The sequence below is a fragment of the Paenibacillus sp. FSL H8-0122 genome (genome assembly GCF_038005345.1).
GTDB lineage: Bacteria > Bacillota > Bacilli > Paenibacillales > Paenibacillaceae > Paenibacillus_AQ.
The window spans coordinates 3,716,388-3,741,213 of the sequence record NZ_JBBOTB010000001.1 but is presented as its reverse complement, the minus strand read 5'-3'; the positions used below and the strand labels follow the sequence as shown (position 1 = coordinate 3,741,213).

19 protein-coding genes are annotated in these 24,826 nt (G+C 54.0%); 17 read left to right on the top strand and 2 right to left on the bottom strand.

Annotated elements, in window-relative coordinates:
• Window positions 1-245: 245 nt before the first annotated feature.
• The 10 genes from NSS64_RS16455 to NSS64_RS16410 all read left to right on the top strand — a co-directional run bounded on the left by NSS64_RS16455 (window position 246) and on the right by NSS64_RS16410 (window position 12,724).
• Window positions 246-1,286, top strand: coding sequence for an ABC transporter substrate-binding protein (locus tag NSS64_RS16455; RefSeq protein ID WP_036729933.1), 1,041 nt, complete (start codon window positions 246-248; stop codon window positions 1,284-1,286).
• Window positions 1,287-1,507: 221 nt separating this feature from the next.
• A complete protein-coding gene (locus tag NSS64_RS16450) occupies window positions 1,508-3,031 on the top strand; it encodes a sugar ABC transporter ATP-binding protein (RefSeq protein WP_341140816.1) in 1,524 nt (507 codons plus the stop codon).
• 7 nt (window positions 3,032-3,038) lie between these two features.
• Window positions 3,039-4,079 carry an ABC transporter permease gene (locus NSS64_RS16445; RefSeq protein WP_341140815.1) on the top strand — a complete coding sequence of 347 codons (1,041 nt, stop codon included), beginning with the start codon at window positions 3,039-3,041 and terminating at the stop codon, window positions 4,077-4,079.
• A complete protein-coding gene (yjfF, locus tag NSS64_RS16440; protein WP_341140814.1) occupies window positions 4,069-5,037 on the top strand; it encodes a galactofuranose ABC transporter, permease protein YjfF in 969 nt (322 codons plus the stop codon). The genes NSS64_RS16445 and yjfF overlap by 11 nt, the downstream gene beginning before the upstream one ends.
• Before the next feature lie 188 nt (window positions 5,038-5,225).
• Window positions 5,226-6,281, top strand: coding sequence for an ABC transporter substrate-binding protein (locus NSS64_RS16435; RefSeq protein ID WP_341140813.1), 1,056 nt, complete (start codon window positions 5,226-5,228; stop codon window positions 6,279-6,281).
• A 203-nt stretch (window positions 6,282-6,484) separates the two neighbouring features.
• Window positions 6,485-8,404, top strand: a complete 1,920-nt coding sequence (locus tag NSS64_RS16430) for a carbohydrate-binding protein (RefSeq protein WP_340941674.1) — start codon at window positions 6,485-6,487, stop codon at window positions 8,402-8,404.
• 29 nt (window positions 8,405-8,433) lie between these two features.
• Entirely contained in the window at window positions 8,434-10,035 is a 1,602-nt protein-coding gene (locus NSS64_RS16425; RefSeq protein WP_341140812.1) for a glycoside hydrolase family 43 protein, read from the top strand.
• Between the two features lie 44 nt (window positions 10,036-10,079).
• Window positions 10,080-11,162: an endo-1,4-beta-xylanase gene (locus tag NSS64_RS16420; protein WP_445667801.1), complete on the top strand. Its 1,083-nt coding sequence runs from the start codon at window positions 10,080-10,082 to the stop codon at window positions 11,160-11,162.
• Between the two features lie 401 nt (window positions 11,163-11,563).
• Entirely contained in the window at window positions 11,564-12,244 is a 681-nt protein-coding gene (locus tag NSS64_RS16415) for a hypothetical protein (RefSeq protein ID WP_341140811.1), read from the top strand.
• A gap of 57 nt (window positions 12,245-12,301) precedes the next feature.
• Window positions 12,302-12,724, top strand: coding sequence for a hypothetical protein (locus NSS64_RS16410; RefSeq protein WP_341140810.1), 423 nt, complete (start codon window positions 12,302-12,304; stop codon window positions 12,722-12,724).
• On the opposite strand, the gene NSS64_RS16405 is transcribed toward NSS64_RS16410, so the two are convergent.
• A complete protein-coding gene (locus tag NSS64_RS16405; RefSeq protein ID WP_341140809.1) occupies window positions 12,656-13,456 on the bottom strand; it encodes a helix-turn-helix domain-containing protein in 801 nt (266 codons plus the stop codon). The two genes, NSS64_RS16410 and NSS64_RS16405, sit on opposite strands and share 69 nt — an antisense overlap.
• A gap of 541 nt (window positions 13,457-13,997) precedes the next feature.
• On the opposite strand from NSS64_RS16405, the gene NSS64_RS16400 reads away from it, so the two are divergent.
• From NSS64_RS16400 to NSS64_RS16380, 5 genes are all read left to right on the top strand, one after another.
• Entirely contained in the window at window positions 13,998-14,981 is a 984-nt protein-coding gene (locus NSS64_RS16400) for an ABC transporter permease (protein ID WP_341140808.1), read from the top strand.
• 17 nt (window positions 14,982-14,998) lie between these two features.
• Window positions 14,999-15,880: a carbohydrate ABC transporter permease gene (locus tag NSS64_RS16395; protein WP_340941666.1), complete on the top strand. Its 882-nt coding sequence runs from the start codon at window positions 14,999-15,001 to the stop codon at window positions 15,878-15,880.
• Window positions 15,881-15,949: 69 nt separating this feature from the next.
• Window positions 15,950-17,527 (top strand): extracellular solute-binding protein, encoded by a 1,578-nt coding sequence (locus tag NSS64_RS16390; protein ID WP_340941665.1) that lies wholly within the window; start codon window positions 15,950-15,952, stop codon window positions 17,525-17,527.
• Window positions 17,528-17,623: 96 nt separating this feature from the next.
• Window positions 17,624-19,369, top strand: coding sequence for a sensor histidine kinase (locus NSS64_RS16385; RefSeq protein ID WP_341140807.1), 1,746 nt, complete (start codon window positions 17,624-17,626; stop codon window positions 19,367-19,369).
• Window positions 19,366-20,073, top strand: a complete 708-nt coding sequence (locus NSS64_RS16380) for a response regulator transcription factor (protein ID WP_341140806.1) — start codon at window positions 19,366-19,368, stop codon at window positions 20,071-20,073. The genes NSS64_RS16385 and NSS64_RS16380 overlap by 4 nt, the downstream gene beginning before the upstream one ends.
• Window positions 20,074-20,122: 49 nt before the next feature.
• Here the strand turns inward: NSS64_RS16380 and NSS64_RS16375 are convergent, their stop codons facing one another.
• Complete coding sequence (locus NSS64_RS16375) at window positions 20,123-20,959, bottom strand: YheC/YheD family protein (protein WP_341140805.1); 837 nt, start codon at window positions 20,957-20,959, stop codon at window positions 20,123-20,125.
• Window positions 20,960-21,128: 169 nt separating this feature from the next.
• Between NSS64_RS16375 and sbnA the strand changes: the two genes are divergently transcribed.
• Complete coding sequence (sbnA, locus tag NSS64_RS16370) at window positions 21,129-23,351, top strand: 2,3-diaminopropionate biosynthesis protein SbnA (protein WP_341140804.1); 2,223 nt, start codon at window positions 21,129-21,131, stop codon at window positions 23,349-23,351.
• 248 nt (window positions 23,352-23,599) lie between these two features.
• A complete protein-coding gene (locus tag NSS64_RS16365; protein WP_340941659.1) occupies window positions 23,600-24,826 on the top strand; it encodes an MFS transporter in 1,227 nt (408 codons plus the stop codon).

Genomic DNA, 24,826 nt, shown 5'->3' with positions numbered 1-24,826 from the left:
AGAGTAGATGCCGTTCCTAGCTCTATTTTATAACAAATATTGGAATACCGAAACAAAAAAGAAAGCGCAAACAAAATATCCACCTTTTGAATAAAAAAGTACACCAAAACACCCGCCCGGGGGCAATAAACCCAAAATTAGAAAGCAAACGCCAAAGGCTGCCCGTATAATGCCCTTCTGTAAGCGTTCTATAATGGGCACAACACCGGAACAAGGTGAACGTCAAGGGGGAGGAATAAGGAGATATGAAAAAGCTTGGAAAAGTGGGGGCTGTGCTGGCCCTGACCCTGTCCATGACCCTGTTAGGGGCATGCAGCAGCAATAACGGCGGGAACACGGCGGCCGATGCGGGCAAGACAGACAGTGCAGCAACGAAGGCGCCGGCGGCAAATGCCACCAAAGAGGCTAAGGACATCACGCTCGGCTTCTCGCAGGTCGGGGCGGAGAGCGGCTGGCGCAGCGCGAATACGAAGTCTATTCAGGATTCAGCCAAGGAAGCGGGCTACACACTGAAATTCTCGGATGCCCAGCAGAAGCAGGAGAATCAGATCAAGGCACTGCGTTCTTTTATCCAGCAAAAGGTCGATGTCATCTCCTTCTCTCCGGTAGTAGAATCCGGCTGGGATACGGTGCTGAAGGAAGCGAAAGCGGCGGGCATTCCTGTGGTTCTGACCGACCGTGCGGTAGATTCCAAGGATACCTCGCTGTATGTTACCTTCCTGGGCTCCGATTTCGTGGAAGAAGGCCGCAAGGCAGGGAAGTGGCTGACCGAGCAGTATAAGGACGCTTCCGAGGACGTTAACATTGTAGAGCTGCAGGGAACTACAGGCTCAGCTCCGGCTAATGATCGGATGGCAGGCTTCGCCGAGACCATTAAGGATAACCCGCACCTCAAGGTCATTGCTTCACAGACCGGCGACTTCACCCGCGCCAAGGGCAAGGAAGTCATGCAGGCCTTCCTGAAGGCAAATAAGGATATCGATGTGCTGTATGCCCATAACGACGATATGGCGCTGGGGGCGATTCAGGCGATTGAAGCAGCAGGTCTGAAGCCGGGCCAGGATATCAAGATTATCTCTGTCGATGCCGTGAAGGACGGCATGCAGGCCGCCAGTGAAGGTAAAATCAACTTCATCGTCGAGTGCAACCCGCTGCTTGGACCTCAGCTGATGCAGGTAGTTAAAGATGTGGTCGACGGCAAGCCGGTAGAGGCCCGGATCGTGACCGAGGAGACAACCTTCACTTCCGAGCAGGCCAAGGAAGCTTTGCCTAGCCGCCAGTATTAAATATTGTATAAGAAGAACTTAAGAAATTAACGAAAAGCAAAAAGAAGCGGAGGGGAAATTTGGAACTGAAGGAGCGGTAGCGACCGCCTTTGTCACCGGATTTCAACCGCGAAGAGCGGATTAAATCAAGAAATCTGGTGACAACAGCGGCCGTAAGTCCAAATGTTCACCGCAGCGACGACCAAGCTTCAAGTCAAACTTAAGTGCGTGGAGAATAAGGAGTGGATATAGCCTTGAGCACACAGCAGCCCATACTGCAAATGACCCGGATACATAAACGGTTTCCGGGGGTGAAAGCCCTGACAGATGTGAGTCTGCGCCTGTTCCCCGGCGAGGTGCATGCCTTGATGGGTGAGAATGGCGCCGGTAAATCCACCTTGATCAAGGTGTTGACCGGCGTCTATTCGATTGATGAAGGCCTTGTGGAGATGGAGGGTACCGCCATCTTCATGCGCAGCCCGCAGGAATCACAGTCTGCGGGCATCAGCACTGTGTACCAGGAGGTGAATCTGTGCCCCAACCTGACCGTGGCCGAGAACATCTTCATCGGCCGGGAGCCACGGCGGTTCGGCTGCATTCAGTGGAAGCAGATGAATCTGCGGGCAGCGGAGCTGCTCCGGGAACGGATGAATCTGCACATCGACGTCACCCTGCCTCTACAGAGCTACTCTGTTGCAGTTCAGCAATTGGTTGCCATTGCCAGAGCGCTGAATATCTCGGCGAAGGTGCTGATTCTGGATGAGCCGACCTCAAGCCTGGATCAGAATGAAGTGGATCAGCTGTTCCGCATTATGAGGAAGCTTCAGCAGGAGGGACTGTCGATCCTGTTTGTGACGCATTTTCTGGACCAGATGTATGAAATCTCCGACCGGGTTACCATTCTGCGCGGCGGTGAGCTGGTCGGTGAATACATGGCGAACGAGCTAAGCCGCCTGGATCTCGTACTCAAAATGATCGGCAAGGAGCTTCATCTGCTGGATGAGCTGCCTGAGCTTGCGGCACAGGACAAGAACAGCCTGGGCGATGAGCTGCTGAGGGCGGAAGGGCTGGGCCGCCGGGGCGGAATCGAGCCGTTCGATCTGACGATCCGCAAGGGAGAGGTCGTCGGACTGGCCGGGCTGCTGGGTTCCGGGCGGACGGAGGCGGCCCGGCTGTTGTTCGGTGCCGACAAGCCGGACTTCGGGCAAGTGATCCTGCCGCCAACTGGCGGCGGGGTGCACTCCCCCCGGGAAGCCATAGGACGGAGGATCGCCTTCTGCTCGGAGAACCGCAAGACCGAGGGGATCATCGGCGATCTGACAGTAAGAGAGAACATTATTCTGGCGCTCCAGGCCAAGGACGGGATGTTCAAGACGATCCCGCGCAAGCGGCAGGAGGAGCTGGCCGGAGAATACATCCGTATGCTGAATATCAACCCTCCCAGTCCGGACCAGCTGATCAAGAACCTCAGCGGCGGCAATCAGCAGAAGGTGCTGCTGGCCCGCTGGCTGCTGACGGAGCCGGAGCTGTTCATCCTCGATGAGCCGACGCGGGGCATCGATATCGGAGCCAAGGCAGAGATTCAGAAGCTGGTGCTGACGCTCTCCCGGCAGGGGATGTCGTTCCTGTTCATCTCCTCGGAGCTGGAGGAGGTGCTGCGGGTCAGCGACCGGATCGCCATTCTGCGCGACCGCCGCAAGGTGAAGGAAATTTCAGAGAAGGACATGAGCCAGCAGCAGATTATGCAGGCGATTGCGGGAGGCTGAACCGATCATGAGCTCAATAATGAAGCATCATTTATTCTGGCCGCTGTGCGTTCTGGCTGCACTGCTGATGTTCAACCTGTGTTATTCGCCGGATTTCTTCTCGATCACCGTCCATGACGGGCATTTATACGGCAGCTTGATCGATATTCTGAACTTCGGTGCCCCGCTGATTCTGGTAGCTATCGGGATGACGCTGGTAGTGGCTACCAAGGGGATCGACCTGTCGGTCGGTTCCATAGTAGCCATCTCAGGCGCCATCGCCTGTCTGAGCATTAGCAGAGCAGCGGATCAGAACAGTCTGGGGCTGATCCTGACCTCGGTGCTGCTCGCCGCAGGCTTGTCCCTGATGCTGGGGGCCTGGAACGGACTGCTGGTCTCAGGGGCCGGGATTCAGCCGATTATTGCCACGCTGATTCTGATGGTTGCAGGAAGAGGCATCGCCCAGCTCATTACCGGCGGACAGATTATTACGGTAACCAGCACCAAGTATGCGTACATCGGGTCCGGTTCACTGGCGGCGCTGCCCTTCTCTATTTTTGTCGTCGCTCTGGTTCTGGTGATCGCTCTGCTGCTTACCCGGCGGACGGCCCTCGGCCTGTTCATCGAATCGGTGGGCTGCAATCCGGCCGCCAGCAAGATGTCCGGCATCCGTGCCCACTTAGTCATACTGGCCGTCTATGTGTTCTGCGGCTTATGCGCCGGCATCGCCGGCCTGCTGCTCAGCTCGAATGTCTCCAGCGCTGACGGCAACAATGCCGGTCTCTGGTATGAGCTGGACGCTATTCTCGCCGTGGTCATCGGCGGGACGTCGCTGAACGGCGGCCGCTTCTATCTTACCGGCACCGTGATCGGAGCGCTGATCATCCAGACGCTGACCACCACCATCTATATGATCGGTGTGCCGCCGGAGATTACGCTGGTTGTTAAGGCCTGTGTCGTCCTGGCCGTCTGTCTGATCCAGTCGGATACCTTCCGCGCCGCGATTGCCGCCCGCTGGAAGTCGCGGCATTACCCCGCTGAGAAGGAGATGAGCCGTCATGTCTCTTAACCGCAAGTATATTCCGATTGTTGTCACCATTCTGCTGTTCATCGTCATGTTCACCGCCGGTTCCTTCCGGTACACAGGCTTCTTCTCCCTCCAGGTGCTGATGAATCTGCTGGTGGACAATGCTTTTCTGCTAATAACGGCTGTGGGCATGTCCTTCGTCATCCTGTCCGGCGGCATCGATCTGTCGGTCGGCTCGGTGATTGCGTTATCCACAATGGTCTCGGCGAGCCTTGTGCAGCAGCAGGGCTGGCCGCCCGCCGTGGTGATCCCGATTGTGCTCCTGATGGGTGCCGTATTCGGCACGGCTATGGGAGCGATTATCCATTATTTCTCCATCCAGCCGTTCATCGTCACACTGGCCGGAATGTTCCTGGCCCGGGGCTTATGCTATGTCATCAGCATCGATACCATCACCATCGATAACACCTTCTACACCGCCATGGCCCAGACGCGAATTCCGCTGCCGGGAGGCAGCTTCCTCTCCATCAGCGCGGTTATCGCCATACTTGTCGTTGCCGCCGCAATCTTCACGGCCCACTATACCCGGTTCGGTCGCAATGTGTATGCCCTTGGAGGCAGTGAGCAATCGGCGCTGCTGATGGGGCTGCCTGTGGCGAGAACCAAGGTGCTGGTCTATACGCTTAGCGGGCTATGCTCGGCGCTGGCAGGCGTGGTGTTCACCTTTTACATGCTGTCGGGGTATGGGCTGCATGCCGTCGGCTTCGAGCTGGACACGATCGCGGCGGTCGTCATTGGCGGCACACTGCTGACCGGAGGTGTAGGCTATGTGCTGGGCACCTTCTTCGGTGTACTGATTCAAGGCGTCATTCAGACGATTATCAGCTTCGAGGGCACACTCAGCTCCTGGTGGACGAAGATCGTCATCGGCCTGCTGCTGTTCGTCTTCATCCTGCTGCAGCGGGTGCTAAGCTCCAGGCGGCTGACTTTAAAAGAATAAGCACTCCGCATGGAGAGACAAATTATACTTGTCTCTCCATTTTTTTGAAATATAATAATGTATAGGTTTCACGCTATACATTATCCTTCTATTTCTCGCCGAAACGGTACCATCCTTTAAAAGGATGGCAATGCCGTTTCCACTTGCTATATTATTGTAATCGCTATCATATGGAAGGGGGAATCTGCTTGCGAACGGTAAAAGAGTGCCTGGTGCTGCTGTTCTTCGTCCTAACACTGATGTTGCTGGGAGGCTGCACGGGTGGCGGGAATAACAGCGGGACACAAGTACTGCCTATGCAGGGGCCTTCTCCTGCGGCCCTTACAGGCCTGCTGCCATCGGAGATTGCCGCCGACAACAAGCCTATCGTGCTGGGCTTCTCCCAGCTTGGGTCGGAGAGTACCTGGCGGGAAGCGAACACCGCCTCGATCCGCGAAGCCGCCGGGGAGGCGGGAATTACGCTGCTGCTGAAGAACGCCGAGCAGGATCAGCAGCAGCAGTTCGAGGCTATCCGCTCTTTTATCCGCAGCGGGGTCGATGTGATCGCCATTGCGCCTGTGGTGCAGACCGGCTGGGAGCCGATTCTGCTGGAGATTAAGCAGGCCGGAATTCCGGTGATTATCCTGGACCGTTCAGTGAATGTACCGGACAGCTCGCTCTATGTCACGTTCATCGGCTCTGACTTCTATGAAGAAGGCGTGAAGGCGGCTAAGTATGTGAGAGACAAGATGCGCCATCACAACGGCGAGATCCGCATTGCCGAATTGCAGGGAACCGTAGGCTCAACGCCATCCATCGACCGCGGGCGCGGGTTCCGCAAGCTGATCGCGGATCAGCCGAACCTGCGGATTACCCTGAGCGCCCCGGCGGATTTCACGCGCAGCGGCGGTCATGAGGTGATGAAGACCTTCCTGCAGCAGCCGAAGGAGCAGTGGCCCCGCGTACTCTATTCCCATAATGACGATATGGCAATTGGCGCAGTGGAGGCTATTAAGGAGGCCGGACTTGTGCCGGGAGAGGATATTATTATTGTGTCGGTGGACGGAACGCGGCGGGCATTCGAGAAGATGGTGGCGGGCAGCATCAACGCGGTGGTCGAATGTAATCCGCTGCTCGGGCCGCTGCTGATGCAGGCCGTGAAGGAGATTATGGCCGGCCGGACTCTGCCGAAGCGGATGGTGACCCCGGAGGATATATACACTCAGGAGCTGGCTGCAATAGAGATTAACAACCGCAAATATTAAGACAAAAAACCAAAAAATTTCAACTTTTCAAACAAAAATCTACATTGTTCATTGGGCAGAAGTATATTAAGATGATCTCGAATAACAAATATTAGTAGATTCATTCAAGTAATTCTATAGGAGGGGAGGATTGTGAGCTTCCGGCATAAGTAGCGCATCCGATTGAAAGGGTTTACACAAATTCGAAATGGAGGAGAATGCCGATGTTCAAAAAGCTCTCGGTGCTTGTGATGACCTTTGTTCTGCTGCTGGGCTGTATGCCTATGCTGTCTGCTCAAGCGGCAGGGAACGCCACAGCCAAACAGCCGGGAAATTCCAATCCGCTGATGGACCACAAGCTGGGTGCCGATCCCTTCGCATTGACGTATAACGGAAGAGTCTATATCTATATGTCGAGTGATGCCTATGTCTATAACAGCAACGGAACGGTGAAGGATAACGATTTCAGCGCACTGAACAAAATTAATGTCATCTCTTCGGCAGATATGGTGAACTGGACAGACCATGGTGCCATCCCGGTTGCCGGAGCCAATAATGTTAACGGTTCTGCGGGCATTGCCAAATGGGCCTCGCTCTCCTGGGCACCTTCAGCAGCCGTCAAAAAAATCAACGGCCAGGATAAATTCTTCCTGTACTTCGCCAACGGGGCGTCAGGCATCGGGGTACTGACAGCCAACTCTCCGATTGGCCCATGGTCCGATCCGCTCGGTAAAGCGCTGGTGACAGGCAGTACACCGGGAATGTCCGGGGTGACCTGGCTGTTTGACCCGGCGGTACTGGTCGATGACGACGGCAGCGGCTATCTGTATGCAGGCGGGGGCATCCCCAACACTTCGGACCCGGCATCTATTGCGAGTCCCAAGACAGCCCGCGTGCTGAGACTTGGTGCGGATATGACCAGTATTATTGGAAGCGCCTCCACGATTGATGCTCCCTATATGTTTGAGGATTCGGGCATCCACAAGTATGGCGGCAAATATTATTACTCGTATTGCTTCAACTTCTCCGGCACGCATCCGGCTGCCTATCCGGCAGGTGAAATCGGGTACATGGTCAGCAACAGTCCGATGGGACCCTTCACCTATACCGGGCATTTCCTGAAGAATCCGTATACGTTCTTCGGAGTGGGCGGCAATAACCATCATGCCGTGTTCAACTTCAATAACGAGTGGTATGTGGTGTACCATGCCCAGACTGTAGCGAAGGCAGTACTTGGCGACGGCAAGGGCTACCGCTCACCGCATATCAACAAGCTGTTCCATAATTCCAATGGGACCATTCAGGAGGTTCAAGGCAATATGGCGGGCATCGCCCAGATTGCCAATCTGAATCCGTATAACAGAGTCGAAGCCGAGACGATTGGCTGGAACGCGGGCATTACAACGGAACGTACGCAGGCTGCGGGCGGTCCTGTCAGCAATATGAATGTGACCAATATTAACAATGGAGACTGGGTTGCCGTGGGCAATGCCGATTTCGGCTCCGGCGCTTCCAGCTTCAAGGCGAATGTGGCATCGGCTACAGGCGGCGGTAAAATCGAAATCCGGCTCGATAGCGCAACCGGCCCGCTGGTCGGCACGCTGAATGTTCCTAATACAGGAGGAGCGCAGTCCTGGCAGGAGGTACAGACTACGGTCAGTAATGCGGCAGGGGTGCACAGACTCTATCTGGTCTTCACCGGATCAGGCTCCGGCAATCTGTTCAACTTCGATTACTGGCAGTTCTCTACGGGCGGCGATGGCGGCACGACACCTCCTCCAGTGAGCAAGGTGGAAGCGGAGGACATGACGCTCAGCGGGACCTATGCCGGCAAGATCACTTCCCCTTTCAGCGGAGTGGCGCTGTACGGGAATGATGACGCTGCTGTATTCAATCAATATTATGCCTACGGTACGCATAACTTCTCGGTCCGGGGGGCTTCTAACAATTCCTCTACGGCGCGGGTGGATCTGCTGATCGGCGGTGTGAACGTTGGCTCCTTCAATTTCAGCGGCACAACGCCCTCGGTACAGACGTTGACCAACGTGGCCCACGCCACCGGCAATCAGGAGGTCAAGCTGGTCGTAACCACGGACAATGGAAGCTGGGATGCCTATGTGGATTATATTGAATGGAGCCAGTGATGAGGGAACCAGATGGGAGGAGGGGCGCTATGGCAAATGGAAACGGCCGTGTGCAACATATAAATTCTATTTTTAAAAAAACAGGGCTGTACCTGCTGGCAATCTCGCTCATGCTCGGCATCCTGTTCAATCCTTCTACGGCTGCGGCCGCGACCTTCACGAACCCGTTTATCTATGCCGATGCCCCGGACAATGATGTCATCAGGGTAGGCAATGTGTATTACATGACCAGCACCACCATGCATATGACCCCCGGAGTCCCTATCATGAAGTCCTATGATCTGGTGAACTGGGAAATCGTGAACTATGTCTACGATACGTATGCGAACGGGGATGCCCAGAACCTGAACAACGGACAGAATGAGTATGGCAAGGGTTCCTGGGCAAGCAGCATCCGGTACAATAACGGGATCTACTATGTATCCTTCGGGTCCAACTCAACCGGCCGGACTTACATCTATCAGACCTCGAATATTGAAAATGGCCCCTGGACCTCATCGGTCCTGAACAGCTATTATCACGATGCGTCGCTGCTGTTCGACAATGGCCGGGTCTTCCTGGTGTACGGAGTTGATAATATCAGCCTGATTGAGCTGACGGCAGATGCCAAGGCGATTAAGTCTGGCGGAATCAGTCAGGTCATCATCCCGAATTCCAGCAATATTGCCGGTTCGAGCTTCATCGTGAAGGCCGAAGGCGCGCATATCCAGAAGATTAACGGCTATTATTATGTGTTCCTGATCTGCTGGCCTTCGGGAAGCGGACGCACCCAATTGACCTACCGCTCCACCAGCTTAACTGGAGGCTATACGGGGCAGGTGTCACTTAACGACTCGGGCATTGCCCAGGGCGGAATCGTGGACACGCCATCCGGCTCTTGGTACGCGATGCTCTTCAGAGACAGCGGGGCAGTCGGGCGGATGCCGTATCTGGTGCCGGTAACCTGGTCAGGGAACTGGCCGGTCTTCGGAAGCGGGGGCAAGGCGCCCCGGACCCTGAACCTGCCTGTCGAAGGGTATCCGGTGAAGAAGGTGTACGCGTCAGACGAGTTCACAGCCCCATCTTCAGGCTCAGGGCTGGCTAAGGTCTGGCAGTGGAACCACAATCCTGATAACTCGAAGTGGTCGCTGATTCAGCGCCAAGGCTTCATGCGGCTGACGACCGGCAAGGTAAGCACAAGTCTGCTGGATGCCCGGAACACGCTGACCCAGCGGACGTTCGGACCGAAGAGCACAGGCGTCACGGCTCTGGAGACGGGCGGAATGAAGGACGGGGACGTTGCCGGACTGGCTGCTTTTCAGGCGAAATACGGGTTCGTCGGCGTGAAAATGTCCGGCAATTCCAAATCCATTGTGATGGTCAATGCCAGCTCCGGGTCTATGACTCAAGTGGCGGGTGTGCCGCTCAGCCAGAACAGAGTCTATCTGAAGGTGCTCTGCGATTTCACCAATCAGACAGATAAGGCGTACTTCTCCTATAGTCTGGACGGCAACAACTGGACGTCCATAGGGAATACGCTGCAGATGTCTTATACGCTGCCTCACTTTATGGGCTACCGGTTTGCGTTGTTCAATTATGCGACGAAGTCAGCGGGCGGCTATGCGGATTTTGATTATCTGCGTCTGGAATAGCTTGTTTGAATTTGAACCCAATTAGAAAAAGGAGATGTATTCAATTGAAGAATAGAATCAAGAAGGTTGTGGGCGGGCTCGCCTTAGCGAGTGTCCTGCTCACCTCTGTGATGGCAGGCAATGCCAGCGCAGCAATTACCAACGGATCGAAGTTCCTGGGGAATATTATTGCAGGCAGTGCGCCCAGCAACTTCACCACCTATTGGAATCAGGTCACCCCTGAGAACGGCACCAAATGGGGAGCGATTGAAGGCAACCGCAACCAGATGAACTGGGGCAATGCGGACATGATCTATAACTATGCGATTAGCAAAAACATCCCGTTCAAGTTCCATACCCTGGTCTGGGGAAGCCAGGAGCCTAACTGGGTCGCTGGTCTATCGGCAGCGGAGCAGAAGGCGGAGATCAGCTCATTCATTACTCAGGCAGGCCAGCGTTATTCGGCCAAGTCAGCCTTCGTGGATGTTGTCAATGAACCGCTGCATGCCAAGCCTTCGTACCGCAATGCCATCGGCGGTGACGGAAGCACCGGCTGGGATTGGGTCATCTGGTCCTTCCAGCAAGCCCGGGCGGCGTTCCCGAATTCCAAGCTGCTCATCAATGAATATGGCATTATCGGTGACCCCAGCGCGGCCGATAAGTATGTGACCATTATCAATCACCTGAAGTCCAGAGGACTGATCGATGGTATTGGTATTCAGTGCCACTACTTCAATATGGATAACGTAAGTGTGAGCACCATGAATACTGTACTGAATAAGCTTGCTGCAACAGGCCTGCCAATCTATGTCTCCGAGCTGGATATTACCGGTGATGACAACACCCAGCTTGCCAGATACCAACAGAAATTCCCTGTGCTCTGGAACCATCCTTCCGTTAAGGGCGTAACCCTGTGGGGCTACATCCAGAATCAGACTTGGGCCGCCAACACCCATCTGGTGAATTCCAACGGTACAGAGCGCCCGGCGATGAAGTGGCTGAAGCAATACCTGGGCGGCTCCTCGGCCCTGATGGAAACCGCCGACACCCAGGACATCACCGACAGCGTGATCCAGCCGGATAGTGTGGTTGAGCCAGACCTTCAAACGGATCTCCAGCCGGTGCTGGAACCCGTTCCGGCCGAGTAAGGTGACAGCATAAGGGCTGTTGCCAAAGTGTGAACAAGGCTGTTACTGATGCATGAATATGGCTGCTCCCCATGCGTGGTAAGACGCGCCGGGAGCAGCCTTTTTTTGGTGGGATGCAGTGCGGAGGTGCATGGGCCAAATGTATGCGAAAAACCGAACACACATTGGTTAGTGCGGAGGCGCGTGGACCAAATGTAGGCGAAAAACCGCACACATTGGGCAGGCACAGGCGGACCGGAAGACAGCTTGTGATTTTCATCTTGCGTTCGCTGACCAAAAGTGGCACACTAGTAATAAATATATTGAACGTGGCAAAGAATGCCCCGCTCCCTTCTCTTGTAGAAGGAGGCGGGGTTTTGTGCGTTTAGAGATTAATCTCATTGCAGAGCGGGGGAATTAAAGTGGGCTTTACTGAAGAACATGACCAGTGGTTAAGCAAGCATTTGAAACAAAGAAAGGGGGAGCGGCTCGATGCACTCAAGCGGGGGCATAGCTACGGTAACCGCTTATTTGTTGAATGTGTGTGGTGGCCACTTACCGGACACTTTCACGGACTCCATCCGGAATATGAAGTTAAGGACTGGCGCGGTAGATCCTATTTTATCGACTTATTGTGGAAGGCCGGTTCCTCGCGTATTGCATTTGAGATAATGGATTACGGATCGCATGGCACGGACCGGAGCAAATACCGGATGGACTTGAATCGCGGCCTCTTCCTGCAATCGCAGGACTACATGGTTCTCTATATCTCGCTGGATGAGATGAAAGAGAATCCGTCATTTGTCCTTTCCACACTGCGGAACATGCTGTCTCCTTACTTGTTGGCAGGAACTGCTAATAGAAGCACAGAGAAATCCTATTCCAGAATTGAACGGGATTTGATGAGGTTAGCTATCCGTAACTATCGTGTCCTTCGTCCCGGCGATGCAGCGAGAGAACTTGAGCTACACTACACCACAATTATTAAATACAGCCGTATGCTGGTGGATAAGGGGAAATTCCGCCCTGTAGCGAGAGGGACATCTCCACGAGTTACATACTACGAGTATATAGGCACCATTCAAAGCCCAGATTTGGTCTAAAAAACAGCGTCACCGAATGTAATCGAAAAACCGATTACAATCGGCCGGATGGGAAGCGTGGACGGAAATGTAATCGAAAAACCGATTACAATCGGCCGGACGGGGGGCGTGGACGAAAATGTAATCGAAAAACCGATTACAGTCGGCCGGACGGGAGGCGTAGATGGAAATATAATCGAAAAACCGATTACAATGGGCCGGACGGGAGGCGTGGACGAAAATGTAATCGAAAAACCGATTACAATCGGCCGGACGGGGGGCGTGGACGGAAATGTAATCGAAAAACCGATCACATTGCGCCGGATGGGTGGTGCGGACGGAAATGTAATCGAAAAACCGATTACAATGCGCCCGCCATCACTCACCCGCACAAGTAAGTTATCCCCGAACCCGCCAAGACACCCGCCAATCTCACCCCTCACGCCCATCCGCCGCAGGAAGGGACACCATCCCCTCCCTATACACCTTCCTGTACTGTGAAGGCGTGTAAGAAGTAACCTTCTTAAATATCTTCGAGAAGTACAGCGGGTCGTGGTAGCCGACCGAGTAAGACAACGACTTCACCGACAACCGCGACTCCGCCAGCAGCTCACAGGCCCGCCGGATGCGCACGGTGGTCAGGTAGCCGGAGATGGAGGTGCCCGTCTCTTTTTTGAACAGCCGGAACAGGTAACTGCGCTCAATCGACACATATTCCACCACATCCAGCACCGACAAGGAAGACTTCCAATAGTTACTCTCAATATAGGCCTTCGCTGACCCTACATAGTCCTTCTTGAGACTGGCCTGCTCACTCGGATAATACTCCATGTAATACGACAGCAGCAGATGAAGCGCCGCATCCGAGCGCTCCCGTGCATACGGCTCCAGTTGATATCCCTTGACCTGATCGAACATAGCCCTGAAATCCTGCGGGGCAGCCGTTACAACGGGCTGGTCCGGTGAGATATGAATCATGGCAAGTAAGCGCAGAGCCTCCGCCCCGCTGAACTCGATCCAGCAATACGCCCACGGGTCCTGCGGGTCAGGATAATAATACACCTCCGTCTGCGGAAAAATCATAAAGCTCTCACCCGTCTCCACAGGGTGCACCGCCTGGCCGGTCTTCAAGTAGCCCCTGCCGCTTACGATATAATGCAGCGCATATACATCCCGGACGCCGGGTCCCCATCTGTGCAGATTGGGGGGCTTGTACCCGTTTCCTTTTACCATTGGACCCTCATTGAGTCCGTATTCCCTAGAGTTCATAGTCGGCACCTGTACCCTTTAAAATGATAATACTACTATTATAAGCTGAATATCAGCCACTGGCTCTATGCCCAGTCGTCACTATAGTGAATATTTGGACTTCCTGCGTAATACCCCAACAGGCTGTCAGAATTAACTGGATTTTATAGGCGTTTATGCAACTATATAGATTGAACTTGATAACTCAAGTTAAAGGAAAAGGGAGGGAGGGGAATTTTGGAACTGTAGGAGCGGTAGCGTCCGCCTTTGTATTTGGATTTCTACCGCGAGGAGCGGTTTCAATCAGGAAATCCTAATACAACAGCGGCCGGAAGTCCAAAACTTCTCTGGAGTCGCGGCTAATCCCAAAACATAAAAATAATTAGTTCAATTTATATAATAATGTAGATGGAGCCAGTTAAGTATGTCTTAGCCGTATTCAAAAATGACAACGCTTTCTTAAGAATGTTGGCTTACGCCGTCGCGGAGCTTGCAGGTAAACTAAAGGTACGAGGGAGGAGCGCATATGGAATTGGAAACACAGTTGAGTAGTCCCGGAACCGGTGGCGGCCGGCGGTCGTTTTTATGGAAGCGGTTTAAAAAACAGAAAGTACTGCATTTGTTCGTCGGGCTAGGCATGATCTATCTGCTGATCTTCGCGTATACTCCGATGTTCGGCATACTGATGGCGTTCAAGGATTACAGCATCTCCGGCGGCATCAAAGGAATCTTCACCAGCGATTGGGTCGGGCTGAGGTATTTTGATGAATTCGTCCATGATTATCAATTCGGCAAGCTGGTCCGCAACACGCTTGTCCTCAGTCTGCTGAAGGTCATCTTCGCCTTCCCGGCGCCGATCCTGCTGGCAATCATGCTGAATGAAGTGAAGCACATGGCCTTCAAGCGGTTTGTGCAGACGATCAGCTATCTGCCGCATTTTATCTCCTGGGTGGTCGTGGTTGGCGTATCCTATGCCTTCCTGTCCGCCGATGTCGGTGTGGTCAATAAGGCGCTGATGGCGATGGGCTTCACGGATGAGCCGCTGGCCTTCCTGACCAGTCCGAATTACTTTTGGGGGCTGGCGGTAGGGAGTGCGGTGTGGAAGGAGATGGGCTGGTGGACGATTATTTTTCTGGCGGCGATCTCGGGGATCAGTCCTTCCCTGTATGAGGCTGCTGAGATTGACGGTGCCGGAAGGCTGGCGCGAATCCGTTATATCACCCTGCCGGGGATGAAGGGAACCATCGTTGTTGTACTGGTGCTGACCATCGGAAGTATTCTCGGCGGCGGATTGGTTGGTTCGAACTTCGAACAGGCTTACCTGCTCGGCAACAGCATCAATAACCCGACTTCAGAAATCGTGCAGACCTATGCCTTCAGAGTAGGCCTAAGCGACGGGCGGTTCTCCTATGCAGCGGCCATAGATTTAATTCAATCGGTGATTTCGGTAGCGCTGATATTCTCCAGTAACTATATCGCCAAGCGGGTGTCAGGCTCAAGTCTGTTTTAGAGAAAGGAGGGAAGGCTATGCTGAAGAGTCAGCGGCAGAAGGATTTTGTTTTTGACAGCGTGATCTATGTGGTATTGTTCATTATTATGCTTACGATGCTGTATCCGTTCTATTATGTGTTAATTGCCTCCTTCAATAAAGGCTCGGACTCGCTGCTGGGCGGTGTGTATCTGTGGCCCCGGAATTTTACCCTGGAGAATTACCGGGTGTTCATGGATGATCCCAAGTGGGTGAAGGCGTTCCTGGTCTCCGTACTGCGGACAGTGTCCGGCACCTTGCTCGGACTGCTGCTCACCAGCATCGTCGCTTACGGTCTATCCCATCGTGATCTGTTATTCAGCAAGGTCTATTTCACAGTGATCGTATTCGCTATGTACTTCTCCGGCGGACTGATCCCTTATTATGTAGTCCTGCGTTCACTAGGCTTGTTAAATTCCTTTGCGGTGTATATCATCCCGTCCATGCTCAGCACGTTCTTCCTGCTCATTGCGATCTCATTCTTCCGTGAAATTCCCGCTGAGCTAAAGGAATCTGCGCATATAGACGGGGCCGGTGAGCTTACGATATTCTTCCGCATCATCCTGCCGGTCTCAACGCCGGTGCTGGCGACTATGGCCTTGTTCATGGGGGTCGGGCAATGGAATTCCTGGCTGGATTCGGCTTATTTCGTCCAGTCCGAGGAGCTGCGTACGCTGGCCTTCCGCATGATGGAGGTCATCAACAAGAGCAACTCTCCGATGGATTCGCTGGCGGTAGCCAACAGTGCCTCGGCGGGTGTGACCAGCTTCTCCTTACAGGTCACTTCAATGGTCGTTTCCATTGTTCCCATTATCTGTGTGTACCCGTTCCTGCAGAAGTATTTTGTTCATGGCATCATGCTGGGTTCGGTAAAAGGCTAGGCCAGTGCTTCAGTGTTCAAATGTTCCATTGCTCATACAGCTCATTAATTCAATCATGGAGGGATTAGCTTGAACAAAAGCAGAAGCTTCAAGATCGTTGCAGCCGCACTCTCAATGGCCGTAGTCTTATCCGCCTGCGGCGGTAACGGGGGGAATACCGCCCAGCCCGCCCCGTCCGGCAGCCCGGACGCCGCAGCAGGCGGGAATGCACCGGCCAAGCCCGGACAGGTGAAGGAGTTAAGCCTCTTCATCGATGCGTCGTGGTACCCGGTTACGGAATGGAAGGGCCCGGTCGCCGACATGATTACCGAGAAGACGGGAGTGAAGCTGAAGGTTACCGTCGCTACCGATGATAAGCAGCTTCCGCTGATGATTGCCTCCGGTGACCTGCCGGACCTGGTGTTCACCTCTTCCAACATAGACCGGTTATCCGACTCGAAGCTGTCATATTCCTGGAATGAGCTGATTGAGAAATATGCGCCGGATTTCAAGATTGACAAGACCCGGATTGCTATTCATACCATGGATGACGGCAAGTTCTATACCGTGCGGAATTCCTTTGCTACCCAGGAGGAGATGGCGAATAGTAAATATTCGTTAGGCAGCGACGGCAACCCGGGCATCGCGGTACGGGAGGATATTCTGAAGGAGCTGGGGAATCCGCCGATCAAGACCCTGGATGATTTCGTCAAGGTGCTGGGCATGGTCAAGGAGAAATATCCCGAGATGGTCCCGCTGATCATGGACAAGGACTGGATCGAACAGTATTTCCTGGCCCAATTCGGTACGGAGACCCTGCTAGACGGCTGGTATGAACAGGACGGCAAGGTGGAATATGCGATCAGGCAGCCTAAGATGCTGGACTTCTTCAAGTTCATGAATAGCCTGTACCGCAACGGATATATCCTGGCTGAGAATTTCGCACTGGCCAATGACCAGATTGATGATCAATATGCTACGGGCGGCAAAGCCTTCGCCCATAGCCACACCGTCTCCACCGCAGATACCGATAACATTAAGATCAAGAGCAATCAGGGGAACTTCTCCTTCAAGATGCTGCCAAGCGTATTGTCTAAGGATGCCAAGGTAGTCAGCTCAGGACTCGGCTTCTCCGGAACCTTCATCACCAAGAAGAATAAGGACCCGGAGGCTTCCATCAAATTCATGCAATATCTGGCCAGCGACGAGGGCAAGAAGCTGACGATGTTCGGGGTAGAGGGCGTGCACTGGACCTGGAATGAAGAAGGCCACCCCGATTTCAAATACAATCCGTCCGATGCCGATTTCGTGAACAGCAACGGGATTAAGTGGTGGTATCTGTATAACGATGGAGTTACGGAGGGCATGCTGTCCTATGTTCCTGAGCTGCAGAAGACCCAGGCGCTGATGGAGCTGAAGTCCGTCAGAGTCTATAAGCCGGAGATCGGCCTGATCCAGACTCAGCCGGATTCACAGGAGAAGACCATTAAGACCAAGATCGATGAGATGGTCAAGAATGAGAAGGTCAAAATCTATCTGGCTGAGTCGGAGGAAGCCGCAGTAGCAGCCTATGAGAATATGCTGAAGAACGCAGAGAACATCGGCTTGCAGAAGCTGACCGACTGGGCGAATGCGACCTATCAGAAGAAGAAAGAACTGTTCAAGTAAGCGAATTCCTGCCGGTAGAGACCTGTCTCTACCGGGTTTTACATGTTCATGGTAGGATTAGAGAACACAAGTCGGGCACCGGAGGGACAGACTGCCGTGAGCATTGTACGCAAGATGATAGTAGGGTATATCTTTCTGATTTTTATTCCTGTAGTTACGTTTGGCTACTATTATTATAGTAAGATCTATGACAGTGTAAGCAGCCAGTTTGTGGAGAGCCGTCAAAAGATACTGGAGCAGGCCTATGCCAATATGAAGGCGGACCTGGCCCGGATTGATTCTACCCAGCGTATGCTGCAGTACAACCCGTATGTCACCGACTATCTGGACGGCAGCTATGAGACGGACTCAGAGAGCGTATATGCCTATAACCGTTATATCAATCCGGTGATTCTGCAATCGCTTAATATCAGTCCTGAGATCGACACGTTCAGAATCTATATAACCAAGCAGGGCGTGCTGCCCATTACTGACCGGCTGCTCGATATATCAGCGCTGAACGAACAGGGTGCCGAGGCTACCCGTATGCTGCGGCCGGGACAGGGCAAATGGATCATTCCCGATCCTGAGGTGGAGGCGCCCCCGCTGGTATTCTACCAGAAAATATATAATAATGACTTTACCGAGATTGTGGGACTGCTGGAGCTGCGGGTTGGCAGTGAGCTGATCCGCAAATTCTACCGGGCAACAGGCGGAGGGGATTGGACCGCGCTGCTTCTGCCGGCAGAGGGTGAACCGCTGGAGCGGGAAGGCATTCCCGCAGCGGTGGACGATGCCACCTGGAGCAGACTGGCTTCGGGAGAAGCACAGACCTATTTCATTAACCGGGAGGTCATTGTTAATCAGCTATATATGAAGGAACTGGGCGTACGTGTCGCGGTAATCGGCAAGGTATCCGAGGTGTTCCGCTCGATCAGGAGCCAGGAGCTGGTGATGATTACGACATTCGCGGTGCTGCTTGCGTTATTGTCGTTCGCCTATTACACACTTGCATCAACGATTACGAAGCGCGTACTCCGGCTCGCCAGGCATATGCGCAATCTGAACGATGACAACCTGAAGCAGTCGGTCAGCAAGGAAGATAAGCCGGGCCGCAGGGATGAGATCAGCTTCCTGACCGAGACCTACAATTCGATGCTCCTGCGCATGGATGAGCTGATCAACAATGTCCACCGGGCCGAGCTGCGCAATAAGGAAGCCGCTTACAAGGTGCTCCAGGCCCAGATCAAGCCGCATTTTCTCTATAATACGCTGGAGACCATCCGCATGCTGGCCGAATCGAACAACGACAAGGAAGTGGCGGAGATCTCTTACTGGTTCGGCAAGCTGATGCGCTACAGCCTGTCCGCCCAGGACGATCATACCGTTCTCTCCCAAGAGCTTGAGACCGTAGTTTTCTACCTCAATATTCACAAAATGCGGCTGCAAAAAAGACTTACCTATGAGGTCGATATCGCTGTGGCTGCCGAGAACCTGATCTGTCCAAGATTCATCCTCCAGCCGCTGGTCGAGAATAGTATTATTCACGGAGCTGCCGTGACACTGCGGCCGGTCCATATTCTGATTCAGGCGAAGGAGACGGCGGATGAGATTCGAATCAGCGTGTCGGACAGCGGCATTGGCATTCCTGAGAACCAAGTGCGGCTTATTCGCGCCCGGTTATCCCGCGCAGAAGAGGTGAGGACTCAGGAGGAGGCGGAGGGAGGCGTGGGGCTGTATAATGTCAGCGAACGGATTAAATCATTCTATGGCGGGACTTCACGGCTGGATCTTGAGAGTGAAGAGGGCAAGGGGACCTGCCTGACCATCATCCTATTGAAAGGGGCGGCAGAGCAAGCATGAGAATTCTGATCGTAGACGATGAGCCGATTATCCTTGGAGGGCTGGTGAAGGTGATTGGCGGAGCCGCGCCGGTCGGAGCCGAGATCCGCGAGGCCAGCGACGCCTTCGAGGCGCTTCAGATTATGAAGGAATACATGCCGGATGTGACGGTAACCGATCTGCATATGCCGGAGAAAAACGGGTTCGAGATGATGGAGGAGGCGAAGGAGAACGGTTTATGTGAGCGCTTCATTATTCTTACCGGACATGATGACTTCGAATATGCCCGCCGGGCGCTCCGCTACGGGGTAGTGGACTACCTGCTGAAGCCGGTGGATAAGGAGGAGGTAGCCCGGCTGCTGAGTCAGGTGAGCCGGAATCTTCCCTCAATGGACAGTACGGACTGTCCGCCTCATGCCAAACGGATTCTTGCCTATACCCGGCTGAATTACATGAATGACCTGTCCCTGGATCATCTGGCTGAGCTGATGCATCTTCATCCGAATTACATTAGCAGCCTGTTCAAGAAGGTCACCGGCGATACGTTCGTCAATTACCTGAATACCACCCGGATCAAGGAAGCGCAGAAGCTGCTAAGCCTCCACCGGGATCTGCCGGTAGGTGAGATCGGACGCCGGGTCGGGTATGAGAACAAGCATTACTTCAACAAGGTGTTCAAAAAATATACCGGCAGCACCCCGGGGGCTTACCGGGAAGACCACTGAAGCTTGCGCTCGGCCGGGAGGCCGGGCGCAAGGATGGGGCATGCTGTACCTACACGCCCCTCTTGGCCTTCATGCACTTCAGCTTGTAGGTACGTCCGTAGGCTGTGCCGTATCTTACGATCCGGTCCAGCATCCGGGTATCCTTCAGCTTGGTGAACGGGCAGGGATCGGGGGCGGTGTTCACTTCCAGAATCCAGGGAGTCAGCCGCCGGTCCAAGGCTAAATCCAGGCCGATTTCCTTAAGTCCGGGATAGGCAGAGCTTAACTGGAGGGCGCACTTCACGCCAAGTTTGTACATTTGGGCAAGCAGCTCACTGCTTTTTTCTGAACGGGTGTAAGCCTTCAGCAGCGTCTCCACCGGATAGATGGTTCCGCCCTGGCTGCCATTCGTAACCACCTTCTGCGGATGTGCCACGCGTCCCGCCGCTCCGGTAGCCTCCCACTCCCCCTGAAGATTACGCTGCACCATCACCCGGATATCAAAAGGCCGTCCGCCGTAAGTCAGCAGCCGGATGCCCTTTTGCACCAGATAGGATCGGCCACGGGTCTCCGCCAGGAGGGCCTGATAGGCCTCGTTATAATTACCGAATGTGCGTATCCTTGTCCCTGCCTGATAGCGGTAGGACCGTCTGGTCCCCGAATCAGTCCCGCTTCCGCCAGCGCCGCTACTGCTCCGCAGCATCCGCTGTTCAACCCTTATGACGCCTTCGCCCAACGAACCGCAGCAGGGCTTAATGTAGACCATCTGATGATTTTGCAGCATGGCCTGGAGTACTCTCCGGCTTAATTGCCGGGTCTCCGGGATATGCCGCTTTAATTCAGACTTCTTCGCCAGTACCGTTGTCTTCGTTAATTTATTGGAGATTCGGCTGATTTGCTCCTTCATGCTACTCCCCCGTTCTATGGACTCTAATAGGCTATAGTACGGTACAGAGCAGGATTTGGCTTGGGCGGATGCCCCGGGGCCGAACACACATGCCGATGATTACATAGATTATTGAAGGTATTCATCCGGGGCTGCGTTCAGGCAACCGGTGCGGGAGGCGTCGAGAGGAATGGCGGAGCAGTGGCGGGATAAAGTAAACGAAGTGATCAGGTACTTCCCCTGGTACAAGGATCTTATCGGCAATGAGCACGTGAATTACAGTCTGGAGCAGCTTCCCCTTATGACTTCGGATCTGCTGGATATTCATTATTATAACAACGAACCCGATGCTTCCCATGCCGTCTACCGGACCTCGGGCACCAGTACAGGACGGCGTAAGGCAATAGTCTATTCGGAAGAGGATGAACAGCATTATATCGATATCAAAACCAGACTGTTCGGGGAATTGCTTCAGGGAAGCGGATGTGCCCGGGCGCTGGCGGATATGGGAACCGGACATGCTGCGCATACGGCGCTGGCTATTTTTGCACGGCTGGGACTGGTGAACAGCTCCATTCCCTTCGAGTTGCCGGTAGAACAGCATATTGAGCGTATTCAGGCTTTCCAGCCCGACCTGCTGTACACCATGCCCTCGATCTTGGATCATATCGTATATGCTGCGGAGGACCCCCGGGCGTTTGGAATCCGCAAAATCATTCTGGTCGGCGAGATCGCTACCCGCGAGTGGCAGCAGAACATGGCCCGCCTGTTCGGCCTGAAGCCGCAGGATATTACCGATACGTACGGGTCGATTGAAATCGGCACGATTGCTTATTATTCGCATGAGCTGGGCCGGTATCTGCTGGCTGAAGGCATCGTTGCCGAAGCTGTGGGAACGGAGATCGTAGGGGAAGGGCTCGACCCGCTGGGTAACGGCGAAGGCATTCTGGTGTTAACTTCAACCGTGCGTAAGCTGCTGCCAGCCCTCCGGTTTGTCACCTATGATGTTGTGAGGGATTTCAGGACTGTGGAGGTAGACGGGGTGGAGCGGCAGAGCTTCCAGTCCATCGTCAAGCGGGTGGGCCGTGAGCTGAAGCATGGGGAGAAAATTAGCATCTACGATATTGAACAGGTGGTCTACCGTCATCTTCAGCAGGCCAGGGTCCGGGTCGGGGTCAGCCATAATGCATTATCCGTGTATATCCAGAGCAGGTCAGCTGCTCCATCCTGCGTTCCGGTCATCAGGGAAGAGATCAGGGCATGCATCCCGGAGATTGGTCTGATGATCGCAAATCACCTGCTTGACGATATTGAAGTCATTCTGACGGCAGAGGACGGGGAGCTTGCGGGCGGACAGGTGAAGAACAAGAAGCTGTATTACCGGAAAGATCAAACGGAGCAGCAGACAGTGGAGCAGCGGGCAGAGCCTCAGCTTACCAGGGGGATATTATCGGCTATCGGACATACACCACTCCTGAAGCTGGATAATCTGTTTCCTGCCAGCGGGTTCAGCGTCTACGCCAAGCTGGAGCTGATGAACCCGGGAGGAAGCGCAAAGGACCGCCCAGCCTTGCGGATGATCCGGGAAGCGTGGAAGGAAGGCCTTATCGGGCCGGGGACCGTTATTATTGAATCCAGTTCCGGGAATATGGCCATCAGCCTGGCCATGATATGCAAGCAGCTGGGGATGACCTTCATCAGTGTGGTGGATGCCAGAACCACCGGGATGAATCTTCAGCTGCTGAAGGCCCTGGGTGCGGCTATTGATTTCATTGACCGCCCTGATCCCGAAACCGGGGAATTCCTGCCGGCCCGGCTGAAGCGTGTACAGCAGCTGCTCGCGGAAATACCGGGCAGCTATTGGCCGAATCAGTATGCCAATCCCAATAACTATTTATCCCATTATGATACGACTATGCCGGAGATCGTGAAGGAACTGGGGCAGGTCGATTACCTGTTCTGTAGTGTCAGTACCTGCGGAACGATAAACGGACTGGCAGAATACGTGAAGGACAAGGGACTGCGGACACGGATTGTGGCGGTGGATGCAGAGGGTAGCGTTATTTTTGGCGACCATCCGAAGAAGCGGCACTTCCCTGGACTGGGTGCCGGTATTGTGCCCCCGCTGCGCAGACAGGATCTGATCGACCGGATTGTACATGTTACCGACGCCGATATGGTGAAGGGCTGCCGGGCGCTGGCCCGCAGGGAATCCATTCTGGCCGGAGCCTCCTCCGGGGCAGTGCTTGCCGCTATTCGGCAACTTAAGGAGGAGATCCCTCCCGGCGCAGTCTGCACCGCCATCCTGCATGATAAGGGAGAACGGTATCTCGATACGGTATACTCGGACACCTGGGTGCAGAGCCAATTCGGAGCGGAGCTGCTGTCAGCTACGGAAGAGTTCCTGGTGTGACCATCTTCCTTGAGCTTGGCCTTATCGGCTAGGAGCCGTGGGGTCAAGCTCATTGTCAGCTGACCCTTAGCGCTCCTTGGCAGCAGGATTGAACGGATTCAGAGATAGTCATCACCTGGGAAGAAGGCCTATGGTATGATGGACGTAATCGTAATAACAGAACCGCCCGTGATTTTACACCCCATTAACATCCTTAATATGTTGGCGTGATATAACTGAAACAATCGGTTATAAGAGGAGAAGATGAGATGAAGCTAAGCAAAGAGGAGAGATCGTGGATTCTGTACGACTGCGGGAATTCCGCTTATTCGATGGCCGTGACTACGGCGCTGCTGCCGATTATCTTCGGGATGTTCGATAATGTGGGCAGCAGCATGGACCTGGGGTACTTCAACTCGATCGCCAGTATTCTGGTCGCGGTCCTCAGCCCGATTCTGGGCACGATTGCGGATTATAAGGACCGGAAGAAGCGTTTTTTTATTTTTTTCGCTGCGCTTGGTATCCTTGCAACCGCCTCCCTGGCCTTCGTGTCCCCGGACAGCGGTCAATGGCAGTTGCTCATCGCCTTTTACATTCTGTCAGCGGTCGGCTTCGCCGGGTCTAACATCTTCTACGATTCCTTCCTGGTGGATATTACGGAGGACGAACGGATGGACAAGGTGTCTACCCGGGGGTTCGCCTACGGCTACATCTTCAGTTGTATTCCGTTCGGCATCAGCCTGCTGCTGATCTTCCTGCTGGGGATGGACAAGGCCATCGGCTACCAGATCGGGTTCATCATTACGGCGCTCTGGTGGGGGCTGCTTACGGTGCCGATGATCCGCGATGTGAAGCAGAGATATTATATCGAGCCTGAGCCGAAGCCTGTTGCCCGGAGCTTCCAGCGTATCGCTGCCACCTTCAGGAATATCCGCCAGCACCGAATCGTCTTTGTGTTCCTGCTCGCCTACTTCTTCTACATTGACGGAGTAGATACGATTATCAAAATGGTTGTGCCCTACGCCACCTCCGTCCTCGGCACAGATGCCCTGGATACCTTCACGCTGCTGGGAATTCTGCTCATCATCCAGATTATTGCCTTTCCCTGCGCGATTCTCTATGGCAATCTGGCCAAAACCTACTCCGCCCGGAATCTGATTATTGCCGGGATCTTCACCTACGTTATTTCTTGTATCGCAGCGTTCTTCATTAGCTCGGTGTGGCATATTTTCCTGCTGGGTGCGCTGATCGGCTCGGCACAGGGCGGCATTCAGGCGCTTAGCCGGTCCTATTTCGCCAAAATCATCCCGAAGGAGAATTCCAACGAATTCTTCGGGTTCTATAATATTTTCGGCAAGTTCGCGGCGATTCTCGGCCCTGCCTTAATGTCTCTGACCACTACCTTGAGCGGGGATGCCCGCTACAGTATTTTATCAATTATTCCGCTCTTTCTGATCGGCTTCTTGATCTTCATCACATTGCCAAAGGGGACATAG